Origin of the sequence: Pseudomonas sp. F1_0610, from assembly GCF_047470865.1 — a bacterium.
Classification (GTDB): domain Bacteria; phylum Pseudomonadota; class Gammaproteobacteria; order Pseudomonadales; family Pseudomonadaceae; genus JAZDRH01.
This window is the reverse complement of record NZ_JAZDRH010000027.1, coordinates 1-19414: the sequence shown is the minus strand read 5'-3', so window position 1 is coordinate 19414 and position 19414 is coordinate 1. Positions and strand designations below refer to the sequence as shown.

General features: G+C 42.4%; 18 protein-coding genes. 3 read left to right on the top strand and 15 right to left on the bottom strand.

The window, feature by feature from the left end; genetic code table 11:
* The first annotated feature begins 41 nt into the window (after positions 1 to 41).
* Positions 42 to 938, top strand: coding sequence for an ABC transporter permease (locus VQ643_RS13185; protein ID WP_414200278.1), 897 nt, complete (start codon positions 42 to 44; stop codon positions 936 to 938).
* Between the two features lie 3 nt (positions 939 to 941).
* A complete protein-coding gene (locus VQ643_RS13180) occupies positions 942 to 1736 on the top strand; it encodes an ABC transporter ATP-binding protein (RefSeq protein ID WP_414200277.1) in 795 nt (264 codons plus the stop codon).
* Between the two features lie 42 nt (positions 1737 to 1778).
* Here VQ643_RS13180 and VQ643_RS13175 read toward each other — a convergent pair whose 3' ends face one another.
* The 14 genes from VQ643_RS13175 to VQ643_RS13110 form a co-directional block, all read right to left on the bottom strand.
* Entirely contained in the window at positions 1779 to 2501 is a 723-nt protein-coding gene (locus tag VQ643_RS13175; protein ID WP_414200276.1) for a hypothetical protein, read from the bottom strand.
* A gap of 56 nt (positions 2502 to 2557) precedes the next feature.
* Complete coding sequence (locus VQ643_RS13170; RefSeq protein WP_414200274.1) at positions 2558 to 3712, bottom strand: iron-containing alcohol dehydrogenase; 1155 nt, start codon at positions 3710 to 3712, stop codon at positions 2558 to 2560.
* Positions 3713 to 3760: 48 nt separating this feature from the next.
* Complete coding sequence (locus VQ643_RS13165; protein WP_414200273.1) at positions 3761 to 4402, bottom strand: hypothetical protein; 642 nt, start codon at positions 4400 to 4402, stop codon at positions 3761 to 3763.
* Between the two features lie 89 nt (positions 4403 to 4491).
* On the bottom strand, positions 4492 to 5772 hold the full coding sequence (dctM, locus tag VQ643_RS13160) for a C4-dicarboxylate TRAP transporter large permease protein DctM (protein WP_414200272.1): 1281 nt from the start codon (positions 5770 to 5772) through the stop codon (positions 4492 to 4494).
* Positions 5772 to 6416, bottom strand: a complete 645-nt coding sequence (locus VQ643_RS13155) for a TRAP transporter small permease (RefSeq protein ID WP_414200271.1) — start codon at positions 6414 to 6416, stop codon at positions 5772 to 5774. Before VQ643_RS13155 ends, dctM begins: the two co-directional genes overlap by 1 nt.
* A 75-nt stretch (positions 6417 to 6491) precedes the next feature.
* The gene (gene dctP, locus VQ643_RS13150) at positions 6492 to 7484 is read right to left on the bottom strand and encodes a C4-dicarboxylate TRAP substrate-binding protein DctP (RefSeq protein WP_414200270.1); all 993 of its coding nucleotides are present in this window, start codon (positions 7482 to 7484) and stop codon (positions 6492 to 6494) included.
* Between the two features lie 225 nt (positions 7485 to 7709).
* Positions 7710 to 9086: a sigma-54-dependent transcriptional regulator gene (locus VQ643_RS13145; protein ID WP_414200269.1), complete on the bottom strand. Its 1377-nt coding sequence runs from the start codon at positions 9084 to 9086 to the stop codon at positions 7710 to 7712.
* Complete coding sequence (locus VQ643_RS13140) at positions 9083 to 10897, bottom strand: sensor histidine kinase (protein WP_414200268.1); 1815 nt, start codon at positions 10895 to 10897, stop codon at positions 9083 to 9085. The genes VQ643_RS13145 and VQ643_RS13140 overlap by 4 nt, the downstream gene beginning before the upstream one ends.
* A 77-nt stretch (positions 10898 to 10974) precedes the next feature.
* Positions 10975 to 11805, bottom strand: a complete 831-nt coding sequence (locus VQ643_RS13135; RefSeq protein ID WP_414200267.1) for a ChaN family lipoprotein — start codon at positions 11803 to 11805, stop codon at positions 10975 to 10977.
* Between the two features lie 13 nt (positions 11806 to 11818).
* A complete protein-coding gene (locus VQ643_RS13130) occupies positions 11819 to 12586 on the bottom strand; it encodes a heme ABC transporter ATP-binding protein (RefSeq protein WP_414200266.1) in 768 nt (255 codons plus the stop codon).
* A 1-nt stretch (position 12587) separates the two neighbouring features.
* Positions 12588 to 13601 carry a FecCD family ABC transporter permease gene (locus VQ643_RS13125; RefSeq protein WP_414200265.1) on the bottom strand — a complete coding sequence of 338 codons (1014 nt, stop codon included), beginning with the start codon at positions 13599 to 13601 and terminating at the stop codon, positions 12588 to 12590.
* Positions 13601 to 14470 carry a heme/hemin ABC transporter substrate-binding protein gene (locus VQ643_RS13120; RefSeq protein WP_414200264.1) on the bottom strand — a complete coding sequence of 290 codons (870 nt, stop codon included), beginning with the start codon at positions 14468 to 14470 and terminating at the stop codon, positions 13601 to 13603. Before VQ643_RS13120 ends, VQ643_RS13125 begins: the two co-directional genes overlap by 1 nt.
* Complete coding sequence (locus VQ643_RS13115) at positions 14467 to 15081, bottom strand: hypothetical protein (protein WP_414200263.1); 615 nt, start codon at positions 15079 to 15081, stop codon at positions 14467 to 14469. The genes VQ643_RS13120 and VQ643_RS13115 overlap by 4 nt, the downstream gene beginning before the upstream one ends.
* 2 nt (positions 15082 to 15083) lie before the next feature.
* Positions 15084 to 16157, bottom strand: a complete 1074-nt coding sequence (locus VQ643_RS13110) for a hemin-degrading factor (protein WP_414200262.1) — start codon at positions 16155 to 16157, stop codon at positions 15084 to 15086.
* A 190-nt stretch (positions 16158 to 16347) separates the two neighbouring features.
* On the opposite strand from VQ643_RS13110, the gene VQ643_RS13105 reads away from it, so the two are divergent.
* Positions 16348 to 18624 (top strand): TonB-dependent hemoglobin/transferrin/lactoferrin family receptor, encoded by a 2277-nt coding sequence (locus VQ643_RS13105; RefSeq protein ID WP_414200261.1) that lies wholly within the window; start codon positions 16348 to 16350, stop codon positions 18622 to 18624.
* Between the two features lie 47 nt (positions 18625 to 18671).
* On the opposite strand, the gene VQ643_RS13100 is transcribed toward VQ643_RS13105, so the two are convergent.
* A complete protein-coding gene (locus VQ643_RS13100) occupies positions 18672 to 19007 on the bottom strand; it encodes a zinc ribbon domain-containing protein YjdM (protein WP_414200260.1) in 336 nt (111 codons plus the stop codon).
* Between the last annotated feature and the right edge of the window lie 407 nt (positions 19008 to 19414).

Genomic DNA, 19414 nt, shown 5'->3' with positions numbered 1-19414 from the left:
GTAAACTTGGCGCTTTTGATCTGTTAGAACTGAGTTTTTCCATGTCTTTATTTGCCCTATTCGGCGCACTCGAGTTAGGTTTAATCTTTAGCTTAGTCGCGCTTGGTGTATTTATTTCGTTCCGCTTATTACGTTTTCCTGACTTAACGGTTGATGGCAGCTTCCCATTAGGCGGAGCTGTAGGTGCTGTGTCTATTGCGGCAGGGATGGATCCTTTTCTAGCGACATTTTTAGCAGCCCTTGCGGGTGCTGGCGCTGGCATTATTACTGCCGTACTTAATGTGCATTTAAAAATTATGGATTTACTGGCAAGCATTCTAATGATGATTGCCCTGTACTCAATTAACCTGCGCATCATGGGCGGGCCTAATATTCCATTAATTATGGAGCCCACCATTTTCACGGTATTACTACCCACTGCTCTTGAAGAATATGATTATATTCTGCGCCCTGTACTCTTAGTGATCTTAGTACTGGCGATCAAACTACTGATTGACGCTTATTTTTCGACTAAGCAAGGCTTAGCCATTCGTGCTACAGGCTCTAATCCACGGATGGCACGTGCACAGGGCGTAAATACGGGCTGGATGGTTATTCTTGGCATGGCAATCTCTAACGCTTTGGTTGCATTGGCTGGCGCCTTATTTGCACAAACCCAAGGCGGCGCTGATATCTCTATGGGAATAGGCACTATTGTTATTGGCTTAGCTGCGGTGATTGTAGGCGAAAGTATTTTACCTGCCCGTCGCCTGATTTTTGCTACCTTAGCGGTTATTCTTGGCGCTATTGTTTATCGCTTATTTATTGCTTTAGCACTTAACAGCGAATTTATTGGCTTAGCAGCACAAGACCTCAACTTATTAACCGCCATTTTAGTGACTATTGCGCTGGTTATTCCATTACTGAAAAAACGCTTTTTTAAGGCTAAGAGGAAGTAAGTCATGCTTAGCGCTAAGAATTTAAAACTTACTTTTAACCCTGGTACGCCAATTGAAACACAGGCACTACGTGATCTTTCTTTAGAAATTCCAACGGGGCAATTTGTAACTGTTATTGGCACTAATGGCGCCGGAAAATCAACCTTTTTGAATACAGTTTCAGGCGATCAAAGCTTAGATGAAGGACATATTTTGATTGATGGCCTAGATGTTACTAAACAAAGCGTCTGGCAACGAGCCAATAAAGTAGCTCGTGTTTTCCAAGATCCTATGGCAGGCACCTGTGAAGACCTCACCATTGAAGAAAACATGGCACTGGCTTATCAGCGCGGTAGCTGCCGCGGCTTAACGCCTGCTAGTAATAAACAAATGCGTGATGAGTTTAGGCAGCACTTAGCTATTTTAGGGTTGGGCTTAGAAAACCGCCTCACTGACCGTATTGGTTTGTTATCTGGCGGACAACGTCAAGCGATTAGCCTGCTAATGGCGTCATTAAAACCATCACGCATTCTATTGTTGGATGAGCATACAGCTGCACTTGATCCGCGCACCGCAGATTTTGTCATTGAGCTAACCCGAAAAATCGTGGCAGAGAAAAAGTTAACAACCATGATGGTGACTCACAGCATGCGCCAAGCCTTAGATGTAGGCGACAGAACCGTAATGTTGCACCAAGGGCAAGTAGTGCTGGATGTAGCTGGAAAAGAGCGCGAAGGGTTAGATGTTCCTGACTTGCTCATTATGTTTGAAAAAGTTCGAGGCGAAAAAATCTCGGATGATGCATTGATTTTAGGCTAACACCGCAATAGGGCTTAATTACATTAAGCCCTATAACATTAGTTATTTATTTAAATTCAAGAGTATTTTTTCTACCACCGCCTGATCTTCAAAGTTTAAATTGCTGCGAAGAATACAAAATACCAACTTTTCTCCAGTTATGTTTGCCGTAAATTTGTATGTGTCATTATCAAATTCTAAGTTTTCTAATGCTAAAATAGCCACCTTATGCAAGGGCAAGGTCAAGGCTGGTTTAAAATAAAGATAACTTTCACTTACTGCTACATAAACCTTACCAATGTTTAAAATGAAGAAAATACAGAACCCTAGTCCCCAGCCAATAATTGAAATAATTGCAAAGGCAGTGACTAAGGTATGTGCTTCTTTAGGAATAGAAAGTACGCCAATAACAGCGAATACAATAAATGCAATAGCAATATATAAAAAATACATATTTCTAATATAGAAATGGTTTTTTATTTCTCTGGCTTCTTCGTTTGACGATAGCTCTAGCTGCTGCAAACCTAATCCTTTGTTAGTTGCTAAAACACCCAACATGCCTAACAAGCCATAAATGGGCCCTAAAACAAAACCTGCAATAACATTTAAAACAGTCAGTTCTTTAGGATATTTACCCGCATATAAAAAATAACTCACATTAACAATAACTAACACCCAACTAGCACAAATAATAATCCAATGCATCTGACTCAAGGTTATTAACACAGCCATTAGGATGTTAATTATCATACCTGTGCTAAATAAATAACTATATCGCTGTTTCATAATTCACAAACCTTATTGAGCATATAAAACGGCACCCTAAGGTGCCGTTCTTGTTCTTAAAGTGCAGATCGATAAACAGCTGCGACTTCTTCATCTGTTAGCTTACGTGGGTTAGTTAATGCACAAACATCTTTTTGTGCATTTTTAACCATTTCTTCGATATCTTTTTTCTTCACACCTAATTCAGTGAGGTTTTTCGGAATACCTACATCTTTAGAAAGTGCACGAATAGATTTGATGGCTAACTTAGCAGCATCACGCATTGATAGGCCTTCAATATTTTCACCTAAAGCTACAGCGATATCTGCAAAGCGCTCAAGACGAGCAATCATGTTTACTTCGCAAACATGCGGCAATAACAGCGCATTACATACGCCATGCGGTAAGTTATACATGCCACCCAACTGATGCGACATGGCGTGTACATAACCAAGGCTGGCGTTATTAAATGCCATGCCAGCCAGATACTGAGCATAGGCCATAGCATCACGAGCTTCGAGGTCATCGCCACGCGCCACTGCTTTACGCAAATTAGTGCCAATTAGCTGAATAGCTTGCAAGGCACAGGCATCGGTAATGGGGTTGGCGGCTGTTGAGACATAGGCTTCAACGGCATGTGTTAAGGCATCCATTCCAGTAGCGGCGGTTAAAGCTGGTGGCATATCAATCATCAAGACAGGATCGTTAATAGCAACATCAGGTGTTACTCGCCAGTCAACAATAGCCATTTTTACGTGGTTAGATGTATTAGTAATGATAGTAAAGCGCGTCATTTCACTGGCTGTGCCAGCTGTAGTATTGATCGCAACATACGGAGGCAATGCCTGTACTACTTGATCTAACCCTTCATAGTCAGAAATAACGCCACCATTGGTCACAATAATGCCGACAGCTTTACAGCAATCATGGGCGCTACCACCACCCAGTGAAATCAACATATCACAATGATTGTCTTGATAAACTTTTGCGCCAGCAACTACGTTTTCGTCTGTTGGATTTGGTACTGTTTCATCAAAGACTACGCAATTAAAGCCAGCGTCTTCTAATAGTTGTACGATTTTTTGGCTATAGCCTAAAGCTGTCATACCTTTATCAGTAATCAGCAGTGGCTTAGTCGCCTTTAAAGACTTAACGCGATCAGGTAATTCTTTAACACAGCCTTCGCCTAATAGCGAAACAACTGGCATAAAAAAACTTGCAATGGCACTCATCTTTGTACTCCTACAGTTAACGACACGGTTTTATCGCCTAAGCTGAAATTAATAATTCCAATATCTTGTCCAATAATCCCTAGCAAAATGTTGACTCAGACGTTTTACTAATTGATGCGCTTGCTGCTGCACTAGCGTGACTTGCTCCAGTAGTGGTGCACGATCCATGTTGGCTAAGCAATAAACTTCACCTTCATCAGGATCACTCTCCTGAACAAACAGCTTATTGTTATAGTGCGCTATTTCTAAACTCCAGCCTTGGTCTGCGTCATTGAAACAGCTTCCTTCTTCATTTTTTTGAAGCTGTGTACACAAATAATCTAATTCTCCAACCGTGTCATACCACGGAAAGCCAACCAAAGTTTGGTTGTTAGTCTTATCTAATAAAAGAGGTCTAACCCAAAAATAATGCGGCATTAACTTGCACTTATGAGCGGCGCTTACGTGAATGATATTTTCGTAATAACGCACTAGCTCATCAAAATGTGTAAGCGCAGTCTGCGTTGTCATGAACAGATGCGGATCATTCAATGGGACATAGAGTGGCACAGAAAATTTATCTCTGTTCCCCACTTGCTTAGGATCATTCGGATTACCGATAAATAGACTCGGCCGCAACAGAAAATAGAAAGCGAACTCAGGTTGAGCAATATAGGTTGTAGTTTCTATCCAGCTAGGAGAGTTCGACATACACTGACACCATGACCAATGAGTAAAGCCATAGCTTACATAAAAAAGGGCAACTTAACGTTGCCCTTTCGCTCAATTTAATAGGTTCACTACATACCTAGATAGGTTGGCAGTGCCAATGAGATCCATGGAATATAGGTAATCAAAATTAAGAACAATAACAACAGCGCTAACCAAGGCATGGCTGCTTTGATAACTTGTGGTACTGTCATACCCGTCACTGCCGAAGTAACGAACAGATTGAGCCCTACAGGTGGCGTAATCAAGCCAATCTCCATATTCACCACCATGATAATACCTAGATGAATAGGGTTAATGCCTAATTCCACTGCAATTGGGAATAAGATAGGTGCCAAAATTAGGATAATAGCCGATGGCTCCATGAAAGCACCGGCAATCAACAATACAATATTGACCACCAACAGGAACATCCAAGGCTCAAAGCCAGACTCTAATACCCAAGCGGTAATTTGCTGTGGAATTTGCTCTGTGGTTAACACATGGGCGAATAACATGGCGTTGGCAATAATAAACATCAACATGATGCTTAATTTAGCAGACTCTAAAATTACCTTAGGCGCTTCTGTGATTTTCATATCTTTGTATACAAAAATCGCAATAAAAGCGGAATAGACTGCTGCTACCGCTGCGGCTTCTGTTGGGGTAAACATGCCTGAGTAAATACCACCCAAGATGATCACCATCAATAATAAGCCCCAGATTGCTTTTCGCGCTGCACTTAACCATTGACGAAAGCTAGCACGAGGCATGGCCGGTAGTTTTTTCTTAACCGCAATAACATAGATAGCCACCATTAGGCCCACGCCCAATAATAAGCCTGGCACAACGCCTGCCATAAATAAGCTACCCACTGATTGCTCAGTCGCGGCAGCATAAACCACCATTACAACAGATGGAGGAATCAAAATACCGAGCGTACCTGCGTTACACACAATTCCCGCACCAAAGGCTTGTGGATAACCTGAGCGCACCATACCTGCAATAGCAATAGAGCCAACAGCAGCTACAGTGGCAGGACTTGAGCCAGAAAGTGCAGCAAACAACATACAAGCTAATACGGCACCAATAGCTAAGCCGCCACGGATATGACCAACACAGGCGTTAGCAAAGTCGATTAAACGACGCGCCACACCACCAGTGGTCATAAAGGCACCCGCCAATAAGAAAAACGGAATAGCTAATAAGGTGTAATGTTCACTTGTTTCAAATAGCTTAATCGCTAATGAGCGCACTGAGTCAGGGCTAAAGAACATAATAGTGAGCGAGCCTGCCAAGCCTAAAGAAATAGCTACAGGTACGCCAATAAACATCAGAACAAATAAGGCCAAAAAGAGGAATAAAATAGTCATTACACACGCTCCTCTTTTTCATCCGCTAAATGCAGCGCATCTGCCGCTTCATCGGCAAGCCCTAAGCCAATTTGTTTGCCCGTCACAATACGCCACATAATTTCTAAGTAACGAATAAATACCAATGCAAAACCAACAGGAATAATTAAAGCAATATGCCATTGCATAACACCAAAGTGCCCTAAATCGTCAGCGCCAATTGCATTTGTCATTAACACTGTCAACCACTCATAACTCGCTTCAACAATTAGCCCGGCATAACCTAAGCAGACTAAACAGGCCACAAAGCCAATAAAACGCTGCAAGCGACGCGGTACTAATTTAACTAAAGCATCAACACCAATATGCCCTGCCGTACGCACGCCATAGGCCAAACCAAAGAAAATGAGCCATGCAAAAAGTGCTTTAGTCAGCGCATTACTCCAAGTCATTGCTTGGGCGCCATCTAAAATAAAATCGCCAATGCTATACATAGCTTCAGAAAAGCCTTCAGAGCTTTCGGCCGTCCATTCTGCAAATTTATAAAACATTGAATATAAGTTATTGAGCAAGACATAAACGAAAGTCACTAATGTCATTGCTGCTAATAGGAAAACGATAAAGCCTTCCTCAAAACGATCCCAAACGCGGCGCAAGGCGTTCATTTGATTTCTCCTCGTGGAGGGTAGAACTAAAACGCGGATACAGCTTTTGCAAACTGCATCCGCGTTAAACACAACTTATTGCTGATTAGCAGCTTCGGCAGCCTTGATGCGCTCAGCACCAATTTCGCCTTCAAATTTTTTCCACACTGGACGCATGGCTTCACGCCATTCTTCGCGCTGCTCTGCAGTTAGTGTGATAATTTCACTACGGCCACTGTCAATAATGCGTTGTTTATCGCCTTGGTTTAGCGCATCAGCTTGTTTATTCACTTCGGTGGTGACTTCATCCATGATGCTAGCCAATTCAGTGCGCACATCATCAGGTAAACCATTCCAGAATTTAGTGTTAGTAATCACCATATAATCTAACAAGCCATGGTTAGACTCAGTAATGTACTTTTGCACTTCGTGCATTTTTTGCGAGTAAATATTTGAATATGGGTTTTCAGCACCATTTACAACGCCTGTTTGTAAACCTTGGTACACTTCAGCAAAACTCATTTTACGTGGGTTAGCGCGCAGTGCTTTAAACTGCTCATCTAACACCGCAGAAGCTTGTACACGGAATTTTAGACCGCGAGCATCTTTAGGTACGCGCAAGGCTTTGTTAGCTGATAGTTGTTTCAAACCATTGTGCCAATAACCAAGACCTGTAATCCCCTTGCTTTCCATTGACGTGAGCAACTCTTTACCAACTGGACCTTTTTGGAAACGATCAACAGCGGCCATGTCATCAAACAAGAAAGGCAAATCAAAAATCTGAATTGGTTTTGAGTAGTGCTCAAACTTTGCTAATGAAGGCGCAATAATTTGCACATCACCTAGCAATAGTGCTTCCATTTCTTTACCGTCACCGAATAAAGAGGAGTTTGAATAAACTTCTACTTTTACTTTGCCAGCTAAACGTTCTTCAGCTAATTGCTTAAAGAGTAAAGCGCCTTGTCCTTTGGGAGTATGCTCAGCAACAACGTGTGAGAACTTAATTACGATTGGCTCATCAGCCATTGCAAAACCTGCAACGCTTAATGATAAAGCACAAGCTAGTGCCTTAGCAGTCAACTTGAACATAGTTGTTCCTCTTATTAGTAGTTGGCAGAATCCAAAGGACTCCAGTCATTCGACTTTTTGTAGTCTGTGAAATAAATCGCAACATACGTGCCAACTTGATATTTTCTTATAAAAAACAGCTAAAAAAGAGAAAACAACTTAAATTTACTTAAAATGCAGCCAATAAGACTAATCTAAATAATATAATTATTATTCAGCAACGCTAATTGGCGAGTTTTCGCCATATCAAACATCAGAAAACGGCGAATTTTCGCCAGAACCGGCAAAGACTAAATTATGTTTACGTAATTTATCATGCAGAGTTTTACGTGGAATTCCTAACGCCTCAGCCACACTACGCAAGGATGTATGGGCCTTACCTAGCTCAGCAGCAATCATGGCTTTTTCAAAGGCTTCTACCTGAGCGCTTAATCCGACTTTTGTAGTATAGCTTTCTTCTGCACTACTACTAATGGTTATAGCCAATCCTAGTGCATAACGCTCAGCGGCATTTTGCAGCTCCCGCACATTACCAGGCCAAGTATGAGCTAAGAGTTCAAGCCTATCCTGGGCAGTCATTTCTTTAAGCGGCAAATTGTTACGTTCACAGGCTTTATCAAGAAAGTGTTGAAACAAAGGCAGAATGTCATCCTTGCGCTCTCTTAAAGCTGGAATACGTAGCTGTGCTACATTTAAACGATAATAGAGGTCTGCACGAAAGCGCCCTTGGTCAGCCGCTTCTCGCAAATCCTCTTTCGTCGCCGCGATAACACGAATATCTAAAGGCAGCTGCTCATTAGATCCCATACGCTCAACCACTCGTTCTTGTAGTAAACGTAAAATCTTTACTTGCACATCAAGGCTCATGCTTTCAATTTCATCCAGAAAGATAGTGCCGCCATTAGCATATTCAAATTTACCAATACGCCGTTTATTGGCGCCAGTAAAAGCACCTACTTCATGACCAAAGAGTTCACTTTCAACAAGATTTTCAGCTAAAGCTCCTGCATTGATTGCCACAAAAGGCCCATCTCGGCGGCTCGACAAGCTATGTAATGCACGGGCTACTACTTCTTTACCGCTGCCTGTTTCGCCCCAAACCAGAACATCTGCATTAGTAATAGCTAGCGCTCCAACCTGTTGCCGTAAATGTTGAATTTGCTTAGATGGCCCCAGAAGACGTGCACCAAGCTCACTACGATCCGCTAACTCTAAGCGTAAAGATCGGTTTTCTAGCACCAAACGACGTAGCTCTAAGGCACGATGAATACTGTCTAATAATTGCTCGCGGGCAAAAGGTTTTTGTAAAAAATCATAGGCACCTGAACGCATAGCTTCAACAGCCAGAGGCACATCACCATGCCCTGTTATGAGCAGCACAGGCAATTCAGGATCAAAGCTTTTAATTTGCCTTAACAACGCGAAGCCGTCCATACCAGGCATACGTATATCACTGACAATAATGCCTGGCCAATCACGAGACACTTGCTCCAACAATCCCTCAGCAGAGGCTAGAGCCTGTACGGATAAACCTGCTAAATCAAAGGTTTGGCTTAATGCAGTACGCAGATGAGGATCGTCATCAAGTAATAAAACCTGAGTGTCTTGCTTTACTGAAGTCATAAAAAAATATCTTCTGTTGAATGCGACATGCTATTGGCTTGAATGGCTCTTAAACGTACTTCTACAATAGCGCCACCTTCTTTATGATTGCTGAAAATAAGCTCACCGCCTAAACCGCGAATCACTGCATCACAGATAGCTAAGCCTAAGCCTAAACCTCGAGCGCTGGTTTTAGTAGTAAAAAATGGTTCGCGCGCTTGTGCTAAAGCTTCTTGGGTAAAGCCATTACCATTATCACGAATAATTAAAGAAATCCATTCGTCTGTTACTTTGGAGCTAATAAAAATACGCCGAGGCGCTGATTTTTCACTTAACGCATCCAAAGCATTACTGAGTACATTGCTTAATACTTGACGCAAACGTGTTTCACCAGCCTCTACCCATAAGGTCGCATCTGGGATATCGCGCACCAAACTCACATGCATTTCTTGGCGACGCTTAGCAATCAAAGCCAGGCTATCATCTAAAGCTGACTGCAAAGCAACATGCTCTGAAGCCTTGCGGTCACGCCGTGCAAAGGCACGTAGATGGGCAATGATAGATGCCATACGCTCAGTTAATTGGCTAATCAAACCCAAGTTGCTTTCCACATCACTATAACGTTGATGTGCTAAAAAGATTTTGCTGTTATCGGCATAGTTACGAATAGCCGCCAAAGGCTGATTTAGCTCATGACTAATACTAGCGGACATGACGCCTAACGCAGTTAATTTGCTAGCCTGCACCAACTCATCTTGTGCTTTTACTAGCTCCTGCTGCGCTTGTTCACGTTTGAGCACTTCTTTTTTCAGTACTGCATTGAGCGCTTCTAAATCTTGGGTGCGATGCAATACGTTTTGCTCTAATTCATGCTTAGCTTGCGCATCTAACGCAATACGATCTAAATAGTGCCGACGACGCTGCATTAAGATACCCAACCAAAGCAGCACAGCTAATAAGGTAATAGTGACAATCGCCATCGCACTACGCACAGGCGCTTCAACTTGCGAGATAGGCGTGTAAATGGATACCTTCCAACCTACTTTGGGAAGTTCTTGAGTCTGTACTAACCAATCCTTGCTATTAATGTTCCATAACTTGGGCGCTAACGTCGGATAAGGTTGATAAGCAGCAATACGATTGCGTTCTACATCATTTAATTCATGTGTGGCGGTAAAGCGCCACTTATCATTGGAGGTTAAAATAATGACGCCATTATCATCTGTTACCACAAGCTGCTCTGGCGTTTTTCCCCATAGCGTTTCAGTGTTGGAAATATCCACCTTAACCACTAAAACACCAATCATTTTATCGCCATCATAAACTGCGTTACCAAAATAATAGCCACGCTTAAAAGAAATATTACCTACACCAAAAAACTGCCCTTGCCGGCCTTGAATTGCCTCTCGAAAATAAGGCCGAAAAGCGAAGTTATTGCCACTAAATGGTCTTGCTGTGTTCCAGTTTGAGGCTGCCCAAGTGAAACCATTACGATCCATCAGATAAATAACATCTGCACCTGTTTCTTGCTGAATACGCTCTAATGTACGGTTGGCTTGAGCAATAGCTGTAGCATCATCTGTCTTTAAGAGTGCCTGTTTTAAGCTAGGTAAGTTTCCTAAAATTTGTGGTAATACTTCATAACGCCCAAGTGTGCCTTGTACGTTAGCCACATATAAGTCTAAGGTTTGTTGGTTTTTAAGAAATACTGTCTGCTGATAATAACGGCTAACAAAATGATGCAATGGCCATAATAAACAGACGAACAACAGCCCTAACCACAATAAATTGCGCCAGCGTGGACGTTTTGTTGAAGAAAGCTGTGAGTTCATGGCCACTGTTAATCGCTAAAAAGACTATTATTACTTATTCAGCGCCGTTACTCATCCTTCTCGTATGAAAAGCTAGGCTAATTTAACTGAGCACAATAATCCTGCTCAGGTGCTGCTGGCGTATACCAAAGGTAATCCGCGGCATTAGCTGGTATATTTTGCCCTTCTTCAACAAACAGCAGCACCTTCACCGCCTTTGCACCTTGATCCGCCAAATGCAGTGGCACACCTATATCTTTACGCACATGAAAACCACCTGCAATTAAAGCTGTTGGCTTTTCAGCCTTAATTAATGTGTTCGCCATTAAACGATCTCTACTGCGCTGAATCCCTACCATGGCAGGAATTTGGCTCTCAGGTATTTGATTACAATGTGCTTCTTGCACCTGTTGAGTGAGCTTATCTGTAATATCTAACGCTGTGCTTTTAATACCAATGAGCTGCTCAGGCTGGCGATATAACTGACGTATTTGCTCTCTTGAGAAGTTAGCAGCCAACACAGGATAAGACTGTTGCATGCTGTAGTTAATTAACGCTTGATACTGCTGCCAATCCCAACCTGCACTCCAATTGAGATGACGAGCTAAATCTTGCCCAATTAATGTTGGATCTTGTTTGACTGTATCGACCAATGGCTGCTGTTCTAAACTAAGCATTTCTAGTACTAAACTTGCCTGCGCGCGCTGTACAGCTAATGCCTGTAGCACCTTAACTTCTTGGGTATGATGATAGGCATTGTCATGCTTTTCACCAATGAGCAAAATTTCTGCTTGTGCTAGCTCAGTAAATAGCTGTTCTTGACTAATAAACGCCTGTTCTTGCACTGACCAAATACTGGCTTTATTAGCCGTATTTAACGCACAGCCTGTACTACTTAGAATACTGATAAAAAGTATTAAAAAACGCATAATAATCTAATCCCTACTTTGCAATAACTAGCGGGCAATCCTGCTCAGGATGCCTCCCTATAATGACCTGTAAGCCAAAAACGCTTTGTATATTTTCGGCTGTAAGCACATGCTTTGTACTTCCTTGAGCATGCAACAGCCCTGTATTTAACAATACTAAATCATCACAGTAACGCGCGGCCAAATTCAAATCATGAAGCACTACTAAAACAGCACAACCTAAGCGCGCTAACTGCTGAACACTTTGCATTATGCAATGCTGATGTAGCGGATCAAGCGCCGATGTTGGTTCATCTAGCAGTAAAACCCGCTGCTCATTATAAGGCGCTAATTGGACAAGTACTCTTGCCAGCTGCACACGTTGACGCTCACCGCCAGAAAGCTGTAAATAATTTCGCTGCAATAAATGTAATGCATGGGTTTGAGCTAATGCTTGCTCAATAAATTGTTGGTTTTGGGAATGACTAGTTGCATGCGGCAGACGTCCCATAGCTACTACCTCAGCCACAGAAAACGAAAAACTTAAGCTGGATTGCTGTGGCAATACGGCCAAATGCTGGGCTCTTTTATTTGCCTGCCACTGAGATAGGCTTTTTTCTGCCAGCAGAACTTCGCCTAAATTCGGCTGCAAATCACCACTCAATGTTGCTAACAAGGTACTTTTCCCAGCTCCATTAGCGCCTAATACGCCTGTCACCCTACCCGAGGCTAACGTACAAGCATCTAGCTGTAAAATACAACGCCCCGACTTATGCACACTGATATTTTTTGCAGACAGCATCTTAGTCTCGGCTTTTAATTAATAGATAAAGGAAGAAAGGTGCCCCTAATAAGGCGGTAATAATACCAATGGGCATTTCCGCAGGCGCCATAGCTAAACGTGCCAGAACATCGGCTAGCAATAATAAACTAGCGCCTACTAAAGCACTGGCTGGCAGTAAATATCGATGATCCGAGCCTACAACAAGACGCATCAGATGCGGCACTATCAAACCAATAAACCCTATTAAACCTGTAGCTGCTACTACAGTACCGGTTGCCAGTGCTACACAAAAAATCAGTTTGCGCTTTAATCCTTGTGTATCTATTCCTAGATGCCTTGCTTCAGACTCACCTAATAGCAAGGCATTGAGTGATTGAGCCTGTGTTAATAACCAAATAAAAACCCCCAAGCCTACAACTATCACAGGTATTAAGCGGGTATAACTGGCGCCACTTAAACTGCCTAGATTCCAAAAACTTAACGTGCGTAATTGAGCATCATCTGCTAAGTAAGAAAATAAGCCCACCAAGGCCCCTGTTAACGCGGTAAAGGCAATGCCAGCTAATAGCATGGTGCCTACTTGTGTCTGCCCATTTTTAGTGCCTATGCGATAAACCAATAAAACAGTAACTAACCCGCCTAAAAAAGCACAACCAGATAAGAGATAAGGCGCTATAAACACGGGCAAATTGCCTAAAAACGAACTACCGACAATAGCAATAGCTGCCCCTAGCGAGGCTCCCATAGCTACACCTATTAAGCCTGGATCCGCCAAAGGATTTCTAAACAACCCCTGCATGGCTACGCCAGATATGGCTAACACACTTCCTACAACCACGGCCAGTAGCATTCGTGGCAAGCGTATCTGTTCAAGAATTAACTGGGCTTGCGGATGTGCTGCTTGCACAGGAACCCCTAAAGCACTTAGCACATCAACAAAAGCCAACTGAGTGGCTCCCAAACTGAGCGATAGCCCTATGCTAAGCAGCAATAACGCAACTAGAGCAAGCCAAAAAGAAAAACGTTGAGGCACTACTGTTTTTCCACTGGATAAAATTCATCAACTAGCTGCTCTAACCTACTTGGCAGTCTAGGCCCTAGGCCTCCTACTAATAATGTCGGATCTAGGGCTAATAGACGCTGGTTTTTTACTGCAGATGACTGAGCTAAAATAGGTAACGATTTAAGCAGTATTGCTTCAACCTGCTGTGGTGTAGCCTCACGCTCTGAAACCAATATCACTTGAGGATCAAGGCTCAACAAAGCTTCATTAGATACAGGTTTATAGCCTTGATGCGTAAATAGGTTTTGCCCTCCTGCCTGCTCAATCATCCAATCGGCTACGGTATTCTTCCCCGCAATTAATGACTGTCCATTATGTGCTGCTAATACCATAATCACCCGCGGCTTATGACGCTGCTGACTCATACGGTTACTCGCTTGAGTAACTTTTTGCAGTTGCTGGCTAAAGGTTAAAAAAGCTTGCTGAGCTCGATTCTCCTGTTTTAACAGTGTACCTAGCTGCATTAAATTATTATGCAGCGCTTGCAAGCTAGGCTCAGTTGAAAATTGCACAACCTTTATGCCAGAAGCCTTCATTTGCTGTATCACAGGTGCAGGTCCCATCTCCTCAGTGCCTAATAAAAGGCTGGGAGATAGCATCAGCACTCCTTCAGCGGCTAATTGTCTTTGATAGCCTACATTAGGTAATTGCTTCAACTGTGCCGGATGCTGACTTGTTGTATCTACCCCAACAATACTATTTTGCGCTCCTAAAGCGACCACCCACTCAGTTAGCGAACCGCCGGCGCTAACAATTCTTTGCGAGGTAGCAGCCAAAACCGGTAGGCTTAAAAAACATAAGAAAAATAATTGTGTACAGTTTTTGATCAAACTTTTCATGCCGCCAATTCCAAGTCTTCATCATCCAGTAACTTTAAGAAAGAACCTTCTAAAGCAAGATGACACTGCTCCAATAAAACCCGCACCCTATCAAGATAGCCCGCAACAAATACACCACCACCCGCTCCCGCCGCAAAGGCAACAATGGCTATACTTAAGCCAAAAACACTGGGATATAGCGCCTGCGCCAATAACAGCATATTGACTCCAAAAGGATCAGAAAGCACTGAAATAAAAGCGCTAAGACTGGCCAGCACGCCCAGTAAAAATGATATGCCAGCTCCTAGCTTCAATAGACTTAGATGTTTAGTCAGGCGATGCTTTTCTTCTAACAGCCAAGTATTTAATACTTCTTTGCGTTCACTTCCCTCTAAGTAGCGATGCTGCTGTAAAAGACTTAACCCATAATGCCATCCTTGTTGGCGTATACGGCATTTGCCTTGTCGGCAGTATCCATGACAATCGGCAATACTCTGATTAGTACACTCAGCAGTAACAGGCGTTAATTGAAAAAAAACATACAGCCGTTCAAGTATTAACAAAACTACAGCTATGGCTACTAAAGTAAGTGGCCAAGCGACAAAGCCTGCCATCGCAAACCAAACGGGCATATTTAAACCTCCAATACCGGGAAACTTTCAGCCAAAATGCGCCAGTTTCTTAGCTCAGGAATACCAGGTTTGCGCACGCCAAATATCTGTATAATCAGCTCGCCACTACTATCAAAGGCTTCCCAGCTAGTCACAATGCCATCCGTAGTTGGTTTTCTTACGCGCCATAACTGAGCAATGGCACTGGCTTTTAAATGCAGATTAAATCGCTCGTCCAAAATATTGAACCATTCGCCATACCAACGTAGGTTGTTTATTTTCCCTGAATGAATTTGCACGCAATGGGCATTGCCTACGAAAATCATAATATCTTGCTCTTGTTGTGCCGCCTGTTCGAGGAAGTTTGGTAAGGCATCGTTAGACAAAGGCTCTGCCCATGCTGCACCGGCTAAGCGCAAAGCCTGTGTTCGTGTAACTTGAAACTTTTTCAACATCGCAAAAAAATGATGCGTATCTTTAAGTTCTGACCAATGTTTTCGCAGCCCTTCAATATCCACTTGAGCATCTTTTAATTCGTTGTGTTCTGTATCAAGCTGATTAACCTCTAAGCAGTTATTTTGCTCAGGATGGGTAAATTTTGATAAGAATACGGGCCAATAGGCAATGTTACTGCTTGAAGTCAAATACACTTTATGCACGGCCATACCAGCATCATCAAAAAACTGAATACTATAGCGCTCACCTTGATTCGTTATTTCTGTTAAAGCAAAAACCGTTTTCCAGCCACTGAGAAAAAAACGTAAATCTATCTCAGAAGAAACAACTAATCCCATTTTATTATTGGCTGCAATTTGTGGACTTAGGTAAACCCCTTTACGCTCATGAACACAGTATTCATTGCGCGTTAGCGCCATCACATCACCAAAGTTTTCTAACGCAAGCAGTAGTTTTCCCCAATCTGGCTGTAAACGCACACAGTCAATACCTATACGCGATGCTAGTAACTCAGCTTCAGATACCTCAAGCACTTTGGCAGCATCACGCGCGCGTAATCTAGGCTGATTTTGCACTAATACCTGCCACGCTAAATAAAGTGTATTGCCAGTATAAGTTTTTACTGTTTGCGCAGTATTCATAGTCGCTCCTTAGCCTGTCATAAGGGCTTGCTTGCAACGAAAATAATCCACCAAGGATATTCGCTCGGTTTTATACGAAGACACTTAGCCTAAAACATATGATATTAAGAATCATTTGCGTTTGATAATCAAGTGTTATTATGATGCATCCCTTAGATATTGAATAATTTAGATCATCAAGGGGAGATTTATGCCGTCGATATCACCAATAAAACTCATGCCGTTGTATTTTTTCACTGCACTAATACCTATTTCTTGTTTTGCTGAAGGCTCTAAAGTTACTCACTTTTCTCCTGTAACTATTACTGCCACACGTACCGAACAAGCAACAAATGAAGTATCTACCAGTGTCTCTGTTATCAACCAAGCTGATATTAACCATAAGCTAATAAATAATATTCATGAGCTAGTGCGGCATGAGCCTGGCGTATCAGTGGGCGGCAGCCAAAGTCGGTTTGGCTATTCAGGTTTCACCATTCGGGGAATTGGTGGCAATCGCGTATTAACCCAAGTAGACGGCGTTGGCGTTGCCAATGATTTCTCATTTGGACCATTTCTAAGCGCTCAACGTGATTTCGTAGATCTAGATACGCTTAAGCAAGTAGAAATTATTAAAGGCCCTGCCAGCTCACTCTACGGTAGTGATGCCATAGGCGGTGTAGTCAGCTTTATCACCAAAGATGCGGCGGATTATCTAACTCATGGCAATGACACATTTTTTAGGCTTAAAACTGGTTATGATGGCGCTGACTATAGTTGGCAGCGCTCTGGTACTTTTGCTGGCCGTTATCAACAATTTGACCTTTTGCTCCAAGCGGGGAAAAGCACAGGACATAATCCGTTAAGTGATGGACAGCATGGTGGTATTGGCAAACAAAGATCACGAACAAACCCTCAAGACAAATCTCGAGAATCTTTTTTAAGTAAATTTGGTTGGGATATTTCTGAGCAACAAAGACTACAATTGACCTATGAAAAATTTAATAGTGATATTGATAGCAATATTCTTACCAATCGCAAATCAGCTAAAGATATTCAACAGGCAATAGCTAACAGTGGCCCTCGCGGCATCAATATGACCACCTCACAACAAGCTAAAGATAATAGCCGACGTGAACGTATTTCTCTTTTACACAAACTTAATCTTAACAGTGCTTTAGCAGACCATATTGAAACCCAGCTGTCTTATCAAGAAAGCATGACCAAGCAAAAAACCGTAGAGGATTACCTATCCTTGCGGCCTACAGCACCAAGCACAGATATTTGGTCTAAGCGCTATAAAGACGCGCGTTACCAAGAGCGTGTTTGGCACCTAAATAGCATGTTTCAAAAGCGTTTTGAGTTAGCAGCAACAGAACATTTACTAACATATGGATTAGATTACAAGCGAACTAAAAACAAAGATATTCGTAATGGTTTTAGCATTAGTAAAGCCACTGGTAAAGTCACTACGGACAAGCCAGAAAGTGACTTCCCAGACCCTACTACGACTCAATACGCTATTTTTGTGCAAGATCAAATTCAGTATGGCCGCTGGACCTTTATACCCGGCTTGCGTTATGACCACTATAAAATGGCACCCAAGGTTAGCCAACGTTATAAAAACACCAACGCACAGGATCATAATCCCAGCAATTATAGTGATTCGAAAATATCACCTAAACTTGGTATAACTTACCAAATTAATGATAATTACAGCACTTACGCTCAATATGCCCATGGCTTTCGTGCACCACAAGCAGTAGAAATATTTGGCGAATTTGAAAATCATATTCGTCGTTATCGTGCCCTTGCCAATACCAACCTAAAAGCCGAAACCAACCATAGTTATGAGCTTGGTTTCCGAGGTCAATTTGATCAGGGCAGCTTTGGCATTGCAGCTTTTTATAATCAATACAAAAATTTCATTGATCAAGAAATGCGCCCTGCGACAAAGCCAGGTTTACTGTTTGAATTTCAAAACATCAACCGCGATGACGTTATTATTAAAGGTATTGAAGCCCGCGGTGACTATGATTTAGCACACTTAGGCTTACCACAAGGCTGGACTATCTTCGGTACATTAGGTTACGCCCATGGACAAGATAAGGGAACCCATCAACCCATCAACTCAGTAGAACCTTTAAAAGGCGTCTTCACTCTTGGATACATAGATCCAGAGCAAAAGTTTGGCAGCGATTTAAGCTGGACCTTGGTCGCACGAAAAAATCGTATCAACAAAGAAGAGCTAGCCAATCCTATTAGCCGTTCTGGCTATGGCTTAGTCGATTTAACTGGTTGGTGGCAGCTTACTGACAATCTATCAGTTAATGCAGGTATTTATAATCTCACAGACAAACGTTACTGGAATTGGAATGATGTACGTGAAGCTACAGGGAATACGCCGACTCAAGCCTCTCAGCTAAATAAAGCTTTTTATAGCCAAACAGGACGTTATGGCGCCATTAGTTTTATTCTTGAAATATAAGAGTATTACCGCAACTAAGCCTGTTTTATACACAGGCTTAGTTAAAATTAAGCTTTTTTCATAAAGCAGGACTTTAATAATAGCTTTTGTCCATCCACCTTACAGTCCACATCGTGATCGCCTTCCACCAAGCGTATGTTGGTAATGCGCGTCCCCATCTTAATCACAGTAGATGAGCCTTTAACTTTCAGGTCTTTAATCAAGGTAACAGTGTCACCATCTTTTAACTCTGTTCCATTCGCATCACGATATACAGGGCCAGTAGCTTCACTAATAGCCTCATTTTCTTGCCATTCATGCCCACAGCTTGCACATACTATGTGATCACGATCTGGATAAGTAATATCGCCTTGGCATGCTGGGCATAATGTTAAGTCAGACATGTCAATCCTCAGTCTAAAAATCAGCGCAAAGCTTACCTTAATTAGTCTGTAATAGCGAATTGCCATCCCCTTATAAGCTAAAACAGGCATAAAAAGATAACATTGCAAGCATAGCCGTTTCTAGCCAAAGCACCTAAAACACGTAAAACTCAAGCATTTTAAGTGAACGATGCCTAGAGAGTAGATAAACGCTGTTTAATTATTTGAGTGGCAAAGGTGTTAGGTCGCGCTGCTAGTAGGCTTTGGGCAAGCGTTTTTAGCGCCATATCTATTTTTCATGCATAAAAAAATCCCAGCCTATTGCTAAGCTGGGATTTTGTTTTAGGCGCTTGACGGTGACCTACTCTCACATGGGGAGACCCCACACTACCATCGGCGATACATCGTTTCACTTCTGAGTTCGGGAT

What these genes read in the sequence shown, in the direction of transcription:
- VQ643_RS13130 (WP_414200266.1), bottom strand. Translation starts at nt 12,586, where the DNA reads ATGCTGTCTGCAAAAAATATCAGTGTGCATAAGTCGGGGCGTTGTATT.
- VQ643_RS13110 (WP_414200262.1), bottom strand. Translation starts at nt 16,157, where the DNA reads ATGAATACTGCGCAAACAGTAAAAACTTATACTGGCAATACACTTTAT.
- VQ643_RS13180 (WP_414200277.1), top strand. Translation starts at nt 942, where the DNA reads ATGCTTAGCGCTAAGAATTTAAAACTTACTTTTAACCCTGGTACGCCA.
- VQ643_RS13145 (WP_414200269.1), bottom strand. Translation starts at nt 9,086, where the DNA reads ATGACTTCAGTAAAGCAAGACACTCAGGTTTTATTACTTGATGACGAT.
- VQ643_RS13155 (WP_414200271.1), bottom strand. Translation starts at nt 6,416, where the DNA reads ATGAACGCCTTGCGCCGCGTTTGGGATCGTTTTGAGGAAGGCTTTATC.
- VQ643_RS13115 (WP_414200263.1), bottom strand. Translation starts at nt 15,081, where the DNA reads ATGCCCGTTTGGTTTGCGATGGCAGGCTTTGTCGCTTGGCCACTTACT.
- VQ643_RS13120 (WP_414200264.1), bottom strand. Translation starts at nt 14,470, where the DNA reads ATGAAAAGTTTGATCAAAAACTGTACACAATTATTTTTCTTATGTTTT.
- VQ643_RS13105 (WP_414200261.1), top strand. Translation starts at nt 16,348, where the DNA reads ATGCCGTCGATATCACCAATAAAACTCATGCCGTTGTATTTTTTCACT.
- dctM (WP_414200272.1), bottom strand. Translation starts at nt 5,772, where the DNA reads ATGACTATTTTATTCCTCTTTTTGGCCTTATTTGTTCTGATGTTTATT.
- VQ643_RS13165 (WP_414200273.1), bottom strand. Translation starts at nt 4,402, where the DNA reads ATGTCGAACTCTCCTAGCTGGATAGAAACTACAACCTATATTGCTCAA.
- VQ643_RS13135 (WP_414200267.1), bottom strand. Translation starts at nt 11,805, where the DNA reads ATGCGTTTTTTAATACTTTTTATCAGTATTCTAAGTAGTACAGGCTGT.
- dctP (WP_414200270.1), bottom strand. Translation starts at nt 7,484, where the DNA reads ATGTTCAAGTTGACTGCTAAGGCACTAGCTTGTGCTTTATCATTAAGC.
- VQ643_RS13175 (WP_414200276.1), bottom strand. Translation starts at nt 2,501, where the DNA reads ATGAAACAGCGATATAGTTATTTATTTAGCACAGGTATGATAATTAAC.
- VQ643_RS13100 (WP_414200260.1), bottom strand. Translation starts at nt 19,007, where the DNA reads ATGTCTGACTTAACATTATGCCCAGCATGCCAAGGCGATATTACTTAT.
- VQ643_RS13170 (WP_414200274.1), bottom strand. Translation starts at nt 3,712, where the DNA reads ATGAGTGCCATTGCAAGTTTTTTTATGCCAGTTGTTTCGCTATTAGGC.
- VQ643_RS13140 (WP_414200268.1), bottom strand. Translation starts at nt 10,897, where the DNA reads ATGAACTCACAGCTTTCTTCAACAAAACGTCCACGCTGGCGCAATTTA.
- VQ643_RS13185 (WP_414200278.1), top strand. Translation starts at nt 42, where the DNA reads ATGTCTTTATTTGCCCTATTCGGCGCACTCGAGTTAGGTTTAATCTTT.